Annotated in this window: 13 protein-coding genes and 1 pseudogene; 9 read left to right on the top strand and 5 right to left on the bottom strand. The window is 66.3% G+C overall.

Annotated elements, in window-relative coordinates; translation table 11 throughout:
* Nucleotides 1–9 precede the first annotated feature (9 nt).
* From PSEWESI4_RS04515 to PSEWESI4_RS04505, 3 genes and pseudogenes are all read right to left on the bottom strand, one after another.
* A pseudogene (locus PSEWESI4_RS04515) lies at nt 10–1,132 on the bottom strand (acetyl-CoA C-acetyltransferase).
* Between the two features lie 179 nt (nt 1,133–1,311).
* Nucleotides 1,312–1,968, bottom strand: a complete 657-nt coding sequence (locus tag PSEWESI4_RS04510; protein WP_187669989.1) for a CoA transferase subunit B — start codon at nt 1,966–1,968, stop codon at nt 1,312–1,314.
* A gap of 32 nt (nt 1,969–2,000) precedes the next feature.
* Nucleotides 2,001–2,699, bottom strand: a complete 699-nt coding sequence (locus PSEWESI4_RS04505) for a CoA transferase subunit A (protein ID WP_187669988.1) — start codon at nt 2,697–2,699, stop codon at nt 2,001–2,003.
* Between the two features lie 199 nt (nt 2,700–2,898).
* Between PSEWESI4_RS04505 and PSEWESI4_RS04500 the strand changes: the two genes are divergently transcribed.
* On the top strand, nt 2,899–5,301 hold the full coding sequence (locus tag PSEWESI4_RS04500; RefSeq protein ID WP_187669987.1) for a bifunctional diguanylate cyclase/phosphodiesterase: 2,403 nt from the start codon (nt 2,899–2,901) through the stop codon (nt 5,299–5,301).
* A gap of 141 nt (nt 5,302–5,442) precedes the next feature.
* On the top strand, nt 5,443–6,354 hold the full coding sequence (locus tag PSEWESI4_RS04495) for a LysR family transcriptional regulator (RefSeq protein ID WP_187669986.1): 912 nt from the start codon (nt 5,443–5,445) through the stop codon (nt 6,352–6,354).
* 98 nt (nt 6,355–6,452) lie between these two features.
* Here PSEWESI4_RS04495 and PSEWESI4_RS04490 read toward each other — a convergent pair whose 3' ends face one another.
* Together PSEWESI4_RS04490 and PSEWESI4_RS04485 are read right to left on the bottom strand one after the other, a co-directional pair.
* A complete protein-coding gene (locus PSEWESI4_RS04490) occupies nt 6,453–7,673 on the bottom strand; it encodes a CaiB/BaiF CoA transferase family protein (RefSeq protein WP_187669985.1) in 1,221 nt (406 codons plus the stop codon).
* 84 nt (nt 7,674–7,757) lie between these two features.
* The gene (locus PSEWESI4_RS04485; RefSeq protein WP_187669984.1) at nt 7,758–8,939 is read right to left on the bottom strand and encodes an acyl-CoA dehydrogenase; all 1,182 of its coding nucleotides are present in this window, start codon (nt 8,937–8,939) and stop codon (nt 7,758–7,760) included.
* A gap of 241 nt (nt 8,940–9,180) precedes the next feature.
* On the opposite strand from PSEWESI4_RS04485, the gene PSEWESI4_RS04480 reads away from it, so the two are divergent.
* From PSEWESI4_RS04480 to PSEWESI4_RS04450, 7 genes are all read left to right on the top strand, one after another.
* A complete protein-coding gene (locus tag PSEWESI4_RS04480) occupies nt 9,181–10,086 on the top strand; it encodes a LysR family transcriptional regulator (protein WP_187669983.1) in 906 nt (301 codons plus the stop codon).
* A gap of 284 nt (nt 10,087–10,370) precedes the next feature.
* On the top strand, nt 10,371–11,738 hold the full coding sequence (locus PSEWESI4_RS04475; protein WP_187669982.1) for a DUF1329 domain-containing protein: 1,368 nt from the start codon (nt 10,371–10,373) through the stop codon (nt 11,736–11,738).
* Nucleotides 11,739–12,316: 578 nt separating this feature from the next.
* Nucleotides 12,317–13,438, top strand: a complete 1,122-nt coding sequence (locus tag PSEWESI4_RS04470; protein WP_187669981.1) for a Re/Si-specific NAD(P)(+) transhydrogenase subunit alpha — start codon at nt 12,317–12,319, stop codon at nt 13,436–13,438.
* Nucleotides 13,439–13,452: 14 nt separating this feature from the next.
* The gene (locus PSEWESI4_RS04465) at nt 13,453–13,773 is read left to right on the top strand and encodes an NAD(P) transhydrogenase subunit alpha (protein ID WP_187669980.1); all 321 of its coding nucleotides are present in this window, start codon (nt 13,453–13,455) and stop codon (nt 13,771–13,773) included.
* A gap of 2 nt (nt 13,774–13,775) precedes the next feature.
* The gene (locus PSEWESI4_RS04460; RefSeq protein WP_187669979.1) at nt 13,776–15,227 is read left to right on the top strand and encodes an NAD(P)(+) transhydrogenase (Re/Si-specific) subunit beta; all 1,452 of its coding nucleotides are present in this window, start codon (nt 13,776–13,778) and stop codon (nt 15,225–15,227) included.
* Nucleotides 15,228–15,394: 167 nt separating this feature from the next.
* On the top strand, nt 15,395–16,303 hold the full coding sequence (locus PSEWESI4_RS04455; protein ID WP_187669978.1) for a D-hexose-6-phosphate mutarotase: 909 nt from the start codon (nt 15,395–15,397) through the stop codon (nt 16,301–16,303).
* 314 nt (nt 16,304–16,617) lie between these two features.
* Nucleotides 16,618–17,163, top strand: a complete 546-nt coding sequence (locus tag PSEWESI4_RS04450; RefSeq protein WP_187669977.1) for a hypothetical protein — start codon at nt 16,618–16,620, stop codon at nt 17,161–17,163.
* Nucleotides 17,164–17,367 lie beyond the last annotated feature (204 nt).

Raw genomic sequence — 17,367 nt, 5'->3', positions numbered from 1 at the left:
CCGGACGGATCAGCGCTCGATGGCCAGGGCCACGCCCTGGCCGCCGCCGATGCACAGGGTGGCGAGACCCTTCTTCGCATCGCGCTTGATCATCTCGTGCAGCAGGCTGACCAGGATGCGGCAGCCGGATGCGCCGATCGGGTGGCCGAGGGCGATGGCGCCGCCGTTGACGTTGACCTTCGCCGCGTCCCAGCCGAGCTCCTTGCCGACCGACAGCGCCTGGGCGGCGAACGCCTCGTTGGCTTCGATCAGGTCGAGGTCGGCGAGGTTCCAGCCGGCCTTGTCCAGGCAGCGACGGGTAGCGCTGACCGGAGCGATGCCCATGATCGCCGGGTCGACCCCGGCGTTGGCGTAGCCGGCGATCCTGGCCAGCACCGGCAGGCCGAGGACCTGGGCCTTGGTCGCGCTCATCAGCAGCACCGCGGCGGCGCCATCGTTGAGGGTCGAGGCGTTGCCGGCGGTCACCGTGCCGTCCTTCTTGAAGGCCGGCTTGAGCTTGGCCAGCGACTCGGCGGTGGTGCCGGCGCGCGGCTGCTCGTCGGTGGCGAAGGCGAGCGGATCGCCCTTGCGCTGCGGGATCAGGATCGGGGTGATCTCGTCGGCGAAGCGCCCGGCCTCGATGGCGGCCAGCGCCTTCTGCTGGGATGCGGCGGCGAAGGCGTCCTGCTGTTCGCGGCTGATGCCGTACTGCTCCACCAGGTTCTCGGCGGTGATGCCCATGTGGTAGTCGTTGAAGGCATCCCACAGGCCGTCCTGGATCATGGTGTCGATCAGCTTGGCGTGGCCCATGCGCAGGCCGGTGCGCGCGCCGGGCATGACGTAGGGGGCCAGGCTCATGTTCTCCTGGCCGCCGGCGATGATCACCTCGGCATCGCCGCAGCGGATCGCCTGGGCGGCCAGGTGCAGGGCCTTGAGGCCCGAGCCGCAGACCTTGCCGACGGTCATGGCCGGAGCCGGCGGTGAGCACCTGGCCGAGGATCACCTCGTCCACTTCGGCGCCATCCAGGCCGGTCTGCTCCAGCAGGCGCTTGATCACGGCGGCGCCCAGTTCCGGCGCGGGAATGTTGGCCAGCGAGCCCTGGAAGCTGCCGATGGCGGTACGGGTGGCGGCGACGATGACGACTTCTTGCATGTTCGGTTCCTCTTGTCCGGGGACGTTGGAGTGCACGGGCCTGGCGATGGGGTGGATGTCGCTGTGCACATCCACCGGCCTGCGACAGATGGCCATCCTGCGAATGGCCGCCCTGTGGGAAACGCAAAAGGCCCCGCCCTCCGACGGTAGGAGGAGGACGGGGCGAGGCAATGCCGATCTTAGAACGTCATTTCCGGCACATGCTCCGGAACGATCAGCCGGCCGGCGGTTTTCTCGGCGATCTCGGCGACGCTCACCCCCGGCGCGCGTTCGCGGAGGATGAAGGCGCCGTCCTCGATCTCCAGGTAGGCCAGGTCGGTGAGCACCTTGCGGATGCAGCCGGCGCCGGTCAGCGGCAGGCTGCAGCGCTCCAGCAGCTTGGATTCGCCGTCCTTGGAGGCATGGGTCATGGTGACGATGATGTTCTCGGCGCCGGCCACCAGGTCCATGGCGCCACCCATGCCCTTGACCAGCTTGCCGGGGATCATCCACGAGGCGATGTTGCCCTGGACGTCCACCTCGAAGGCGCCGAGCACGGTGAGGTCGACGTGGCCGCCGCGGATCATCGCGAAGGACTGCGCCGAGTCGAAGATCGACGCGCCACGGCGCGCGGTCACCGTCTGCTTGCCGGCGTTGATCATGTCGGCGTCCACCTCGGCTTCGCTGGGGAACGCCCCCATGCCGAGCAGGCCGTTTTCCGATTGCAGCATCACGTCCATGCCCTCGGGCACGTAGTTGGCCACCAGGGTGGGGATGCCGATACCCAGGTTGACGTAGTAGCCATCCTGCAGCTCGCGCGCGACGCGCTGAGCCATCTGTTCGCGGGAAAGTGCCATGGCACGGAACCTCTTGTTTGGCGTTTGGCGGATCAGGCGCTGACGGTGCGCTTCTCGATGCGCTTCTCGAAACGGCCCTGGATGACGCGGTCGACGTAGATGCCCGGGGTATGGATCTGGGTGGGGTCCAGCTCGCCCGGCTCGACGATCTCCTCCACCTCGACCACGGTGATGCGCCCGGCGGCGGCGGCCAGCGGGTTGAAGTTCTGTGCGGTGTGGCGGTAGATGACGTTGCCGAAGTGGTCGGCCTTCCAGCCCTTGACGATGGCGAAGTCGCCGGTGATGGCCTCTTCGAGGATGTACTTGCGGCCGCTGAACTCGCGCACTTCCTTGCCTTCGGCGACCGGCGTGCCGTAGCCGGTGGCGGTGTAGAAGGCCGGGATGCCGGCGCCGCCGGCGCGCAGTTTTTCCGCCAGGGTGCCCTGCGGGGTCAGCTCGACCTCCAGTTCGCCATTGAGCAGTTGCTGCTCGAACAGCGCGTTCTCGCCGACGTAGGAAGCGATCATCTTGCGGATCTGGCGATCTTCCAGCAGCACGCCGAGGCCGAAACCGTCGACTCCGCAGTTGTTGGACACCACCGTCAGGTCGCGAGCCCCGAGCCGGCGGATTTCCGCGATGAGGTTCTCGGGAATCCCGCACAGGCCGAAACCACCGGCCAGGACGGTCATGCCGTCGGTGAGCCCGGAAAGGGCCTCTTCGTAACTGCCAACCCGCTTGTCGAGTCCTGCCATGCTGCTGTGCCTCTTGTATTTATCGATGCGGCAGCCGTGGCTGCCGGGACGCCCGAGCAAGAATCCCCGCCCCGGACTGATTTGTTAAGTTTGTTTTTCCAATCCACTGATCATGAAAACAAATCAATGGAGATGACCGGAGCCGGCAAGAGCCCAGGTTCTATACTTGAGGGGCCTTCCCTCGCGCCGGAGGCCCTCCATGGCCACGCACTGCGCCTCCCCCGAAGAGCTCGAGTACCTGAACCGGGCGCTGCGAACCCTTAGCGGCAGCAATCGGGCCCTGCTGCGCGCCAAGGATGAACAGGGCCTGTTCCAGGAAATCTGCCGGGTGGTGGTCGAGGAAGCCGGCTACCGCATGGCCTGGGTCGGCCGCGCCGAGCACGACGTGGCGAAGAGCGTCACCCCCGTGGCCTATGCCGGTCTCGGACGGGACTACGTGGACTCCCTGCGGCTGACCTGGGCGGACAACGAACGCGGCCACGGCCCCACCGGCACCGCCATCCGCACCGGCCAGCCGAGCATCAGCCGCGACATCCTCACCGACCCGAGCGTGCTCCCCTGGCGGGAAAACGCCCAGTTGCACGGCATCGCCTCGGTGCTCTCGCTGCCGCTGCGCGTGGAAGGCGAGGTGTTCGGCGCCATCGGCATCTGCGCCGCCGAACCCGACGCCTTCGGCGATCGGGAGCTGGAACTGCTCAGCGAGGCCGCCGCCGACCTCGCGTTCGGCATCCAGACCCTGCGTGGCGAGGCGAAGCGCCGCCAGGCGGAATTGCAGGTCCAGGGACTCAACCGGGTGCTGGCGACACGGGTGGCGGTCAACCACGCGGTGATCCACGCCAGCGAGGAACAGAACCTGCTCAGGGAAATCTGCCGGGTGCTGGTGGACGAATGCGGTTATCGCCTGGCCTGGATCGGCTACCGCCAGGACGGCCTGCCGCCCTACCGGCCGATGGCCCACCACGGCCTGGACCACGGCTTCGTCGCCCTCGGCAACGCCTGGACCGGCAGTGCCGAGGGCCTGGAGTTCACCCGCCGGATGGACGCCATCCTGGAAAGCGGCCAGCCGCTGGTACTGCGCGATGCGGAGCTGCCGCTGCAAGAGGAATCCCGCGCGCGGGGCTACGCCGCGGCCCTGGTGCTGCCCCTGCGGGTCGAAGGCGAGCGGATCGGCCTGCTGGTCATCATGGCGGCCGAGGCCGAAGCCTTCGACGCCCAGGAGGTCGAGCTCCTGATGGCCACCGCCAACGACCTGGGCTTCGGCCTCTCCACCCTGCGCGTCCGCGCGCGGGCCGCCGAGGCGGAGGCGACCATCCGCCGCATGGCCTACACCGACGGCCTGACCGGACTGCCGAACCGGGTACGCCTGCGCGAGCTGCTGGAGGAGGCGATCCTCACCGCCCGCCAGGAACGCCGACCGGTGGCCCTGTTGCAACTGGAGATCGGCCGTCACCAGGGGATCAACGAAACCCTCGGCTACCGCGAAGGCGACCGCCTGCAACAGGAGATCGCCGCACGTCTGACGCAGACCCTCGGCGATGCCCATCCGGTGGCGCGCATGGGCGAGTGCGAATTCGCCGTGCTGATGCCCAACGGCGACGCCGAACGGGCCTCGCTGCTGGCCCAGCGGATCCAGCAGGCGCTACAGCAACCTTTCGAACTGTCCGGACTGCTCGTCGATGTCCGGGCGAACATCGGCATCTCGCTGTTCCCCGGCCACGGCACCGAGCCGGACGCGCTGATCCGCCGGGCCGGCAGCGCCATGGAGCAGGCCAGGCGCGGCAATACCGGCTTCGCGTTGTTCCAGGGCGACCTCGACCAGGAATGCGCCCAGCACCTGACCCTGATGGGCGACCTGCGCCAGGCCATCGAACGCAACGAACTGCTGCTCTACTACCAGCCGAAACTGCAGATCGCCAGCAACACCGTGTGCGGCACCGAGGCGCTGGTGCGCTGGCAGCATCCGCAGCGCGGGATGCTGCCGCCCGACCATTTCATCAAGCTGGCGGAAGGCGCCGGGCTGATCACCCCACTGACCTTCTGGGTGCTCGACACCGCCCTGGGCCAGCGCTACGCCTGGCACGAGGAAGGCGACGAGCGACCGATCTCGGTCAACCTGTCGGCCCGCGACCTGCGCGACCCGAAGCTGCTCGACCGCATCCAGGGCTCCTTCACCACCTGGGGCGCCAAGCCGCACTGGATCGAGTTCGAACTGACCGAAAGCGCGCTGATGGAAGACCCGGTGGCGGCCCTGGAAACCCTGAGGCAGCTCAAGCAACTGGATACCCGCCTGACCATCGACGACTTCGGCACCGGCTACTCCTCGCTGTCCTACCTGCAAAAGCTGCCGGTGGACGCCCTGAAGATCGACCAGTCCTTCGTCACCAGCATGACCCGCAGCAGCGGCTCGGCGAAGATCGTCCACTCCATCATCGAGCTGGCCCACAACCTCGACCTCACCGTGGTCGCCGAAGGCGTCGAGGACCAGGCCACCCTGAACCAGCTCGGCGACCTCGGCTGCGACATCGCCCAGGGCTACCAGATCAGCCGGCCGATCCCCGCCGAGCAGTTCCGCGACTGGGAAGCGCAGTCGACCTGGCATTGAAGGTAGGGTGCGCCGTGCGCACCGCGAGGAAGGCGCTGCCGATCTTTCGGTGCGCGCGGCGCACCCTACGGGAGGCTTCTACGCTGGAGATTGATTTGTTAGGTTTGCCATTCCCTTCGCATTGATCACAAACCCAAATCGATGACCGTCAAGCAACTGCGCGCCTTCCTCGCCGTCGCCCAGAGCCTCAGCTTCGCCCAGGCCTGCGAGCGTCTGCACCTGTCGCAACCGGCGCTGAGCCTGGCGATCAAGAGCCTGGAGGAGTCCCTCGGCGGGCCGCTGCTGATCCGCACCACCCGCAGCGTCAGCCTGACCCCGGAGGGCGAGATCCTCCTGCCGGCCGCCCGCCGCCTGCTGGCCGACTGGGACAACGCCGAAGAGCTGATGCGCCAGCACTTCACCCTGCAACTCGGCAAGGTCTCCATCGCCGCCATGCCGTCGTTCGCCGGCAACCTCCTGCCGGTGGCGCTCAAGGAGTTCCGCAGCCGCCACCCACGGGTCAACGTGGCGGTGCACGACGTGATCAACGAGCAGGTGCTGGAGATGGTCCGCGAACGCCGTGTCGAGCTGGGCATCGCCTTCGAACCGGAATGCCTGGACAGCCTGTGCTTCACGCCCTTCTACAGCGACCGTTTCGTCGCCGTGGTACCGGCCGACTCGCCCCTGGCCGGGCGCGCGCAAGTGAGCTGGGCGGAGCTGCTGGAGGAAAGCTTCATTACCCTGCAACGCCCCTCGGCGGTGCGCCTGCTGCTCGAAGACAAAGTCGCCACGCAGCACGGGCGGCTGCCGGTGGCGTTCGAGAGCCACCAGTTGGTCACGGTCGGGCGCATGGTCGCCAACGGACTGGGCGTCAGCGCGGTGCCGACCCTGTGCATCCGCCAGATGGAAGAGCTCGGCGCCCGCTGCGTGACGCTGGTGGAACCAGCCATCGAACGCCGCGTCGGCCTGCTGCGCCTGGCCGACCACAAGCTGTCCACCGCCGCCCAGGCGCTTGCCGATGTGCTGGAGAAGAGCACCGATCTGTTTACTGCTTCGTTGGTGGACCGAGCGTAGGTTCTGGCTAAGGGGTGAGGGGCGGAAGTCACCGGCACCTCCCCTGCCCTGGATCTCTACCGAGTTCGGCGGGCTGAACCAGAACGCCGCCCCGATCCTCACACCACCCTCGCCCCGCGCAACTCCGCAATCCGCGCGGCATCCAGCCCAAGCAACCGCTCCAGCACCGCATCGGTATGCGCGCCGAGTTGCGGCGCGGCGTGGCGGTATTCCACCGGGCTGGCGGACAGCCGCAGCGGGCTCGCCACCTGGGGCACCGTGCCGGCCAGCGGGTGCGGCAGGTCTAGGCGCATGCCGCGCGCCCGTACCTGCGGGTCCTCGAACACCTGGGCGAGGTTGTTGATCGGCCCGCAGGGCACGCCGGCCGCCTCCAGCAGGGCGATCCACTCGGCGGTGCTCTTGAACACCGTGGCCTGGCGCAGCAGCGGGATCAGCTCGGCACGGTTCGCCACCCGCGACGCGTTGGTGGAAAAACGCGGGTCGTCGGCCAAAGCCGTAAGGCCGGCGACCTCGCAGAACTTGCGGAACTGGCTGTCGTTGCCGATCGCCAGGATCATGTTGCCGTCGGCGGTGGGGAAATCCTGGTAGGGCACGATGTTCGGGTGCGAGTTGCCCAGCCGCTTGGGCGGCACGCCGGTGGTCAGGTAGTTCATCGCCTGGTTGGCCAGGCAGGCGACCTGCACGTCGAGCAGCGCCATGTCGATGTGCTGGCCTTCGCCGGTTTTCTCGCGGTGGGCCAGCGCGGCGAGGATCGCCACCGACGAGTACAACCCGGTGAGGATGTCGGTGAGCGCCACGCCGACCTTCATCGGCCCGCCGCCGGGCTCGCCGTCCGGATGGCCGGTGAGGCTCATCAGCCCGCCGAGGCCCTGGATCATGAAGTCGTAGCCGGCGCGCTTGGCATAGGGACCGGTCTGCCCGAAGCCGGTGATCGAGCAGTAGATCAGCCTCGGGTTGACCGCTTTCAGGGACGCATAGTCCAGGCCGTAGGCGGCCAGCCCGCCGACCTTGAAGTTCTCGATGAGGATGTCGGACTTCGCCGCCAGCTCGCGCACCAGGCGCTGGCCCTCGGCCTGGGTGAAGTCGAGGGTCACCGACTGCTTGTTGCGGTTGGCAGCGTGGTAATAGGCCGCCTCGTCGCTGTCGCGGCCGTCGGCGTCCTTGAGGAACGGCGGGCCCCAGCCCCGGGTGTCGTCGCCGACGCCGGGGCGCTCGACCTTGATCACCTCGGCGCCGAGGTCGGCGAGGATCTGCCCGGCCCAGGGCCCGGCGAGGATGCGGGACAGGTCGAGTACGCGGATATGGGAAAGAGCCGACATTCGTCTAGCCTCAAGCTACAAGCTTCAAGCCGCAAGATGAGCTGCCTTCGCTTGCAGCTTGGAGCTTGCGGCTTGTCGCTGCCGTTAAAAGAATGCCTGGATCCCGGTCTGCGCGCGGCCAAGGATCAGCGCGTGCACGTCGTGGGTGCCCTCGTAGGTGTTCACCACCTCCAGGTTGACCAGGTGGCGGGCCACGCCGAATTCGTCGCTGATGCCGTTGCCGCCCATCATGTCGCGGGCCAGGCGGGCGATGTCGAGGGCCTTGCCGCAGCTATTGCGCTTCATGATCGAGGTGATTTCCACCGCCGCGGTGCCTTCGTCCTTCATCCGGCCGAGGCGCAGGCAGCCTTGCAGGGCCAGGGTGATCTCGGTCTGCATGTCGGCCAGCTTCTTCTGGATCAACTGGTTGGCGGCCAGCGGGCGGCCGAACTGCTTGCGGTCCAGGGTGTACTGGCGCGCGGTGTGCCAGCAGAACTCGGCGGCGCCCAGCGCGCCCCAGGAGATGCCGTAGCGGGCGGAGTTCAGGCAGGTGAACGGACCGCGCAGGCCGCGCACCTCGGGGAAGGCGTTCTCTTCCGGGACGAACACGTTGTCCATGACGATCTCGCCGGTGATCGACGCGCGCAGGCCGACCTTGCCGTGGATCGCTGGGGCGGACAGGCCTTCCCAGCCCTTCTCCAGCACGAAGCCGCGAATCTCGCCGGCGTCGTCCTTGGCCCAGACCACGAACACGTCGGCGATCGGGCTGTTGGTGATCCACATCTTGCTGCCGGTCAGGCGGTAGCCGCCGTCGACCTTGCGGGCGCGGGTGATCATCGAGCCCGGGTCGGAGCCGTGGTTCGGCTCGGTCAGGCCAAAGCAGCCGATGAACTCGCCGGACGCCAGCTTGGGCAGGTACTTCCGTTTGGTCGCCTCGTTGCCGAATTCGTGGATCGGCACCATCACCAGGGAGGACTGCACGCTCATCATCGAGCGGTAGCCGGAGTCGATGCGTTCGACCTCGCGGGCGATCAATCCGTAGCACACGTAGTTGAGGCCGCTGCCGCCGTACTCGCTGGGAATGGTCGCGCCGAGCAGGCCCAGTTCGCCCATCTCACGGAAGATCGCCGGGTCGGTCTTCTCATGGCGGAAGGCTTCCAGCACGCGCGGCGCCAGCTTGCCCTGGGCGTACTGCTGGGCGCTGTCGCGCACCATGCGTTCTTCCTCGGTCAGTTGCTGGTCGAGCAGCAGCGGGTCTGCCCAGTTGAAGCTTGCTTTGCCGGCCATGTGCGGAATCCTCGGGTGATATGGGTGTCGTGGGTGTAGGAGCCAGCTTGCTGGCGATCCGAAGCATCGCCTGCAAGGACCAGGGCATTCCCCTGGCTCCACAGCGATACCAAGTGCATTGATCCTAGGCCCGCACGGGTGGCCAGGCAAACGAGGATTTCGCACGCTATTGTGCGATTTACTCACTCCGAGATAGCTTTGCACGGCACTTATCCCTTTTCAGAGTGAGAGCGTTGCATAGATGCGCCGCAAGATTCCCAGCACCGCCGCGCTCGTCGCCTTCGAGTCGGCCGCCCGCCACCAGAGCTTCACCAAGGCCGCCGAGGAACTGGCGCTGACCCAGAGCGCGGTGTGTCGGCAGATCGCCGGGCTCGAGGCGTTCCTCGGCATCGAGCTGTTCCGCCGCTCGCGGCGCGGGGTCAAGCTCACCGAGGCGGGGCTGTCCTACGCCCGGCGGGTCGCCGCGCAGCTCGACGCGGTGGAGCGCGACACCCTGTCGGTGATCGGCCAGCACGGCAGCGGCCGCCTGGAGCTGGCGGTGGTGCCGACCTTCGGCACCCAGTGGCTGCTGCCGCGTCTCAAGGAGTTCCAGCGCCTGCATCCGGAAGTCACCGTCAACCTCACCAACCGCACCCGGCCCTTCCTGTTCGCCGACACCGAGTTCGACGCGGCGATCTACTTCGGCGACGCCGACTGGTCGGGCACCGAGTCGCACTTCCTGATGAAGGAAAACTCGCAGCCGGTGTGCAGCCCGGCGCTGCTCGCCGGCCGCCCGCATCTCGACGCGGCGACCATCGCCAGCCTGCCGCTGCTGCAACAGACCACCCGCCCCTACGCCTGGCGGCAGTGGTTCGCCTCGCTCGGTATGAACGTCGCCCACGACATGACCGGGCCGCGCTACGAGCTGTTCTCCATGCTCGCCCAGGCGGCCAGCCACGAGATGGGCATCGCCCTGATCCCGCCGTTCCTGATCGAGCGTGAACTGGCCGATGGCCGCCTGGTGGTGGCCCTGCCGCACGGTTGCGTGAGCGACCGCGCCTATTACCTGATGATCCCCGAGCGCAAGGTGGAGTCGGCGGCCCTGCGCGCCTTCCGCGACTGGCTGCTGGAAGCCGCCCGCCAGTACCGTGAGGAACGGACCGGATAAGAGCCTGCTCCCGGTCGAAATGCGACCAGATGTCGGGCCGCCCTATCGGGACGGAGGTTCCGGTCCACACTGGATGAAGGCCGAGCGCCAGTAGGCGTCTGTACGAAAAGTCGCCGAGCGCAGGCCCTGTTCGTACAGAACCTGGCCGTGGCCCGATGGGAGTACCAGCACCATCAACACCGCCAGCCCGAGCCCCCGGGCTCACGGGGCGACCTGTCCGGCAGTCTGCGGCGCCCGCTGCGGCGTGTACTTCTGAACACGACAACAGCACAAGGTCTCGCACCATGAACCGTTCCCGTTTTCTGCCTTGCAGTTTCCTGGCACTGTCGCTGCTGGCCAGCAGCGTGATGGCGGCCGTTTCCCAACAGGAGGCCGCCCAGCTCGGCACCACCCTCACCCCGCTCGGCGCGCAGAAGGAAGGCAACGCCGACGGCACCATCCCCGAGTGGACCGGCGGCCTGCCGACCAACGCCGCGCCGGTCAGCAACGGCTTCCTCGGCAATCCGTTCGCCGACGAGCAGCCCGAATTCACCATCACCGCGCAGAACGCCGAACAGTACAAGGACAAGCTCTCGCCCGGCCAACTGGCGATGTTCAAGCGCTACGGCAGCACCTACAAGCTCCCGGTGTACAAGACCCACCGCACAGCCGCCGTACCGCCACGGATCTACGAGATCGCCAAGCGCAGCGCGGTACAGACCCAGTCGATCGACGGGGGCAACGGCCTGAGCAACTTCTCCGACACCCACCACTACGCCTTCCCGATCCCGAAAAGCGGCGTCGAAGTGGTGTGGAACCACATCACCCGCTATCGCGGCGGCAACACCAAGCGCCGGATCATCCAGGCCACCCCGCAGGTGAACGGCTCGTTCAGCGTGGTGCGCTTCGAAGACCAGATCGCCTTCCCCGCCGACATGCCCGACCTGGACCCGCAGAAGGGCGCCAACATCCTCCTCTACTTCAAGCAGGAAGTGCTCTCGCCAGCGCGCCTGGCCGGCAACGTGCTGCTGGTCCACGAGACCCTCGACCAGGTCAAGGAGCCGCGCATGGCCTGGCTCTACAACGCCGGCCAACGCCGGGTGCGGCGTGCGCCACAGGTCGCCTACGACGGCCCCGGCACCGCCGCCGACGGCCTGCGCACCTCGGACAACTTCGACCTGTTCAACGGCGCGCCGGACCGCTACGACTGGAAGCTGGAAGGCAAGAAGGAGATGTACATCCCCTACAACAGCTACCGCCTGCTATCGACCCAGCTCAAGTACGCCGACATCATCAAGCCCGGCCACATCAATCAGGACCTCACCCGCTACGAGCTGCACCGCGTCTGGCACGTGGTCGCCACCCTGAAGTCCGGCGAGCGGCACATCTACGCCAAGCGCGACCTGTACTTCGACGAGGATAGCTGGCAGGCCGCCCTGGCCGACCACTACGACGGCCGCGGCCAACTGTGGCGGGTCGGCGAGGGGCACGCCGTGCAGGAGTACCAGCAGCAGGCGTCGATCTATGCTGTGGAAGCGCTCTACGACCTGATCGCCGGCCGCTACATCGTGCTCGGCCTGAACAACGAGGAGAACCGTGGCATCGAATACGGCTTCAAGGCCAGCGCCACCGACTACACTCCGGCTGCCCTGCGCAGTACCGGCGTGCGTTGAACGCCGTCCATCCGCCGCCCTGCGACCATTCGCCGCTGGGCGGCAGAGGTTCCATCATTCCCGCCAAAAGTCCGGGCAAATGTGCCAGTCACGTTGGCGGGAAGGGCCACAACCCAGGCCAGGCGCACCCTGGAGCACATTTATTGACCCTGTAGTCAGGAAGTTAGGAGCTACAGAATCCATGCCCTTAAAATCACTCTTCAAGACATAAAAACCTATACAAAACAATATGTTGGGATATATCGAAAAACACTCGAGCGGCGTTTTCCACAAGCAGCCTGACCTGATAAACGGATATTCAGCAACGGTATCGCGCCAGACTCCCACCCAGCCAGCAACCACGCCGCCTGCCCGACTCCACGCGGCTTTGCGCCCTGCCGCGGAGAATCGCCAGTCGGCTGGTGACTTGTAGTAACTGCCAGGTCGGCCTTCAAACGTCTTGAAGGCCTCGCCGATCACCTGCAAAATGCCGCGCCCCGCCGGTTTCATACCCGCTTTGCGGGTTGTGATGATCCACCCCCGGAGCGCCAACGCAGTGCACCGGTCAATAAAAAAACGATCACGCAGGAGATTTTCACGTGCACATTGGTGTCCCCCTCGAGACCGCAGCCGGGGAAACGCGGGTAGCCGCGACCCCGGAGACCATCAAGAAGCTGATCGGCCAAGGCCATCAGGTCACCGTCCAGAGCGGTGCCGGCGTCAACGCCAGCGTTCCGGACAGTGCCTATGAGGCCGTTGGTGCCAGTATCGGTACTGCCACAGATGCCTTCGGCGCCGACCTGGTGCTCAAGGTCGTCGCTCCCAACGATGCCGAGCTGGCCCAGTTCAAGTCCGGCGCCGTGCTGGTCGGCATGCTCAACCCGTTCAACGACGAGACCATCGCCAAGATGGCCGAGCGCGGCATCACCGCCTTCGCCCTCGAAGCGGCGCCGCGCACCTCGCGCGCGCAGAGCCTCGACGTGCTGTCCTCGCAGGCCAACATCGCCGGCTACAAGGCCGTGATGCTCGCCGCCAACCACTACCCGCGCTTCATGCCCATGCTGATGACCGCCGCCGGCACCGTGAAGGCCGCCCGCGTGCTGATCCTCGGTGCCGGTGTCGCCGGCCTGCAGGCCATTGCCACGGCCAAGCGCCTGGGTGCGGTGATCGAGGCCTCGGACGTGCGTCCGGCGGTGAAGGAGCAGATCGAGTCGCTCGGCGCCAAGTTCGTCGACGTCCCCTACGAGACCGACGAAGAGCGCGAGTGCGCCGAAGGTGTCGGCGGCTACGCCCGGCCGATGCCGGCGAGCTGGATGGCCCGTCAGGCCCAGGCCGTGCACGAGCGCGCCAAGCAGGCCGACATCGTCATCACCACCGCGCTGATCCCGGGCCGCAAGGCGCCGGTGCTGCTGCAGGAAGCCACCGTGCAGGAGATGAAGCCGGGCTCGGTGGTCATCGACCTGGCCGCTGCCCAGGGCGGCAACTGCCCGCTGACCGAAGCCGACCAGGTGGTGATCAAGCACGGCGTGACCATCGTCGGTCACACCAACCTGGCGGCGATGGTACCGGCCGACGCCTCGGCCCTGTACGCGCGCAACCTGCTCGACTTCCTCAAGCTGGTCATCGACAAGGACGGCCAGTTCCAGCTCAACCTCGAAGACGACATCGTCGCCGCGTGCCTGATGTGCCGCGACGGCCAGGTCGTGCGCAAGAACGGATAAGAAGGAGCCAGACAATGGAAGACATGCTGATCTCCCACGGTATCTACAACCTGATCATCTTCGTGCTGGCCATCTACGTCGGCTACCACGTGGTCTGGAACGTCACCCCGGCCCTGCACACCCCGCTGATGGCGGTGACCAACGCCATCTCGGCGATCGTGATCGTCGGCGCCATGCTGGCCGCCGCCCTCACCGTCACCCCTCTGGGCAAGGCGATGGGCACCCTGGCCGTGGCCCTGGCCGCGGTCAACGTGTTCGGTGGCTTCCTGGTCACCCGCCGCATGCTGGAAATGTTCAAGAAGAAAGCGCCCAAAGCGCCGGCGGAGAAGCACTGACCATGAGCATGAACCTGATCACCCTTCTCTACCTGGTCGCCTCGGTGTGCTTCATCCAGGCACTCAAGGGCCTGTCGCACCCGACCTCGTCGCGTCGCGGCAACGTCTTCGGCATGGTCGGCATGGCCATCGCCGTGGTCACCACCGTGTTCCTGGTGTTCAAGCTGGCCGCGCAGCTCGGCGAAGGCGGCAGCGCCGCCGGCGGCCTGGCCTATGTACTGGTCGGCCTGCTGATCGGCGGCACCGCCGGTTCGATCATGGCCAAGCGCGTCGAGATGACCAAGATGCCCGAGCTGGTCGCCTTCATGCACAGCATGATCGGCCTGGCCGCGGTATTCATCGCCATCGCCGCCGTGGTCGAGCCGCAATCGCTGGGCATCGTCGCCAGCATGGGCGACGCCATCCCGGCCGGTAACCGCCTGGAGCTGTTCCTCGGCGCGGCCATCGGCGCCATCACCTTCTCCGGTTCGGTGATCGCCTTCGGCAAGCTGTCCGGCAAGTACAAGTTCCGCCTGTTCCAGGGTGCCCCGGTGCAGTTCGCCGGCCAGCACAAGCTGAACCTGCTGGTCGGCCTGGCCATCATCGCGCTCGGCCTGTACTTCACCTTCACCGGCAACATCACTGCCTTCGCCATCCTGGTGGCGCTGGCCTTCGTGATTGGCGTGCTGATCATCATCCCGATCGGCGGCGCCGACATGCCGGTGGTGGTATCGATGCTCAACAGCTACTCGGGCTGGGCGGCGGCCGGTATCGGCTTCTCGCTGAACAACTCGATGCTGATCATCGCCGGTTCGCTGGTCGGTTCGAGCGGCGCGATCCTCTCCTACATCATGTGCAAGGCGATGAACCGCTCGTTCTTCAACGTCATCCTCGGCGGTTTCGGTGGCGACACCGACGCGGGCCCCGCCGCGGGCAGCAAAGAACAGCGTCCGGTGAAGTCCGGCTCGTCCGACGACGCCGCCTTCCTGCTGACCAACGCCGACAGCGTGATCATCGTCCCCGGCTACGGCCTGGCGGTGGCCCGCGCCCAGCACGCGTTGATGGAACTGTCCGAGAAGCTGACCCACCGTGGCGTCAACGTGAAGTACGCGATCCACCCGGTGGCCGGCCGCATGCCGGGCCACATGAACGTCCTGCTCGCCGAGGCCGAAGTGCCCTACGAGCAGGTGTTCGAGATGGAAGACATCAACTCCGAGTTCGGCCAGGCCGACGTGGTGCTGGTCCTCGGCGCCAACGACGTGGTCAACCCGGCGGCGAAGAACGACCCCAAGTCGCCCATCGCCGGCATGCCGATCCTCGAAGCCTTCAAGGCCAAGACCATCATCGTCAACAAGCGCTCCATGGCCAGCGGCTACGCCGGCCTGGACAACGAACTGTTCTACATGGACAAGACCATGATGGTGTTCGGCGACGCCAAGAAAGTCATCGAGGACATGGTCAAGGCGGTCGACTGATCCTTTGCCCACCTCGATCCACGAAAACCCCGGCCCTCGCGCCGGGTTTTTTGTTCGTCCATGCGCCGGGCTACGGGCCTGCTTTCCCCACTACTTTCGACGGCAACGGTTGGCCTGCGGCGCAAGCTGGGTTCCAATGGGGCATCAGCCGTCCGGAGGTACCCGCCATGACCACCACATCCCCCGCTCCCCAGGTCGAACGCGTCGAGCTGGACGAACTGGTCTGCTGGCGGGTCCGCACCGCCAGCGCCGAACTGCTGGTCGCCCAGCAGGGCGCCCAGGTGCTCAGCTACCAGCGCGATGGCGAGGCGCCGCTGATCTGGCTCAGCGAACAGGCGGCCTTCCGCAAGGGCCAGTCGGTGCGCGGTGGCGTGCCGGTGTGCTGGCCCTGGTTCGGCGCCCTCGAGCGCAACCCGCAGGCCGTCCAGGCGCTCTACCAGGGCAACGATGCGCCGGCCCACGGCCTGGTCCGCAACCTCGACTGGCAATTGCTGGAAATCGACACCCGCGAAGATGCCGTCAACCTCCAGTTCGCCCTCCTGCAACCCGAGAACGGCCTGCCCGGCTGGCCGCACCATGTCGACCTGCGCCTGCACATCCACCTCGACGAACGCCTGCACCTCAGCCTCGCCAGCCACAACCACGGCGACCAGCCGGTAACCGTCGGCCAGGCCCTGCATACCTATCTCGCGGTCGGCGACATCCGCCAGGCCCGCGTCGAAGGCCTCGCCGGCGTCCACTACATCGAAACCCTGCAAGACTGGCAGGAACGCACCCAGCACGGCGACCTGCACTTCGAGGCCGAAACCGACCGCATCTACCTCGACCTCCCCGAGCGCCTGAGCGTTTTCGACCCCGCCTGGCAACGGCGCATCCACCTGCACAGCAGCGGCTCGCGCTCGGCCGTGGTCTGGAACCCGTGGATCGACAAATCCCAGCGCCTCTCGCAATTCGCCAGCGACGCCTGGCAGCGCATGCTGTGCATCGAAACCGCCAACGTACTCGGCGACACGCTGCACCTCGCACCAGGCGAGCAGAAGAGCCTGGCGGTAAGCCTGTGGGCGGAGCCGTTATAGAGACGACCGACGCAAGAGTGGCCGCTGCCGCAGGTCAACGCAGGATATTCAGAATCTTCCCACAGCGACCTCTCGACCACCTGTGCTTACATTATCGTTATCTTCAAACCGGCGGCCGATAACGCTCAGGAGGAAATCGAACTCGCCATTCCGCGGATCAGCATGGAGGTGCTGGTCAGTTTCCCCGAGAGCGGCCCCAACCAGCCGCTGATTACTGGCTGTCTGTAGCACTTCGCGCACATCCCACCCTACGCCTTGTCGGCGAACAAGACCCGCAGCGTGTTCAAGTCCCTCAGCTCCGGGGCGGAGCATGCTTGCGCCAGTTGCCGATGGCTCGCAACAGAGCCGAACACCGCCCCGATTTCTGTGAAACCTGCCGGAAGGGCATCCGTGAGATTGCCCACTATCCAGAAACACTCACCTGGACGAGGACAATGGATAACGCCACCCAATCGACCAGGCGCAAGAGCACCCTCCTCATCTGGGGAGGGCTCGATGCGCTCCATATCCTCTGGTATTGCACCAGTAGCTGGCTGCACGGACGGACACCGTACATCCAGGACCTGATATCGACTCACGAGCTGTTGCTGCGGCACGGCAGCTTCAGCTCCGCCGTGATAGTTGCATCCTGGCTGCTGCAACTGTCACTGATCATGTCCTGCCTGATGTTCCTGCTCGATGTTCGCTACGCGAAATACCTTGGCTACGCGCAGATCCCATTCCGCCTGTTCTTCCTGGTTCCTTCCATCTCCCTGATCCTGGTCGCCGCTCATTTCGTGCCTGGGCACAACCTGATTTTCCTGGCCTTGGTAGCCATCTCGGAAACCGTGAAGATCTGGTCCTTGCGGAGGTATGCATGAGCCCGCTGGCCTGGATCAAATAACAACGCTTCCGACACAGTGCGACCTGCGTTTCGCCAAGGCCGACAGTCACGAAGGCTGATCAGGGAAATGGAAACGAGCAGCCCCGGTTTTCCATCGCGCAAAGAGAAACCCCCGACCTGTTGCCAGGACGGGGGTTTCGGCATAGGAGCTTGACGATGACCTACTCTCACATGGGGAGAC

The organism is Zestomonas carbonaria, from assembly GCF_904061905.1.
GTDB classification, from domain to species: Bacteria; Pseudomonadota; Gammaproteobacteria; order Pseudomonadales; family Pseudomonadaceae; genus Aquipseudomonas; species Aquipseudomonas carbonaria.
This window is presented reverse-complemented; position numbering and strand designations above follow the sequence as displayed.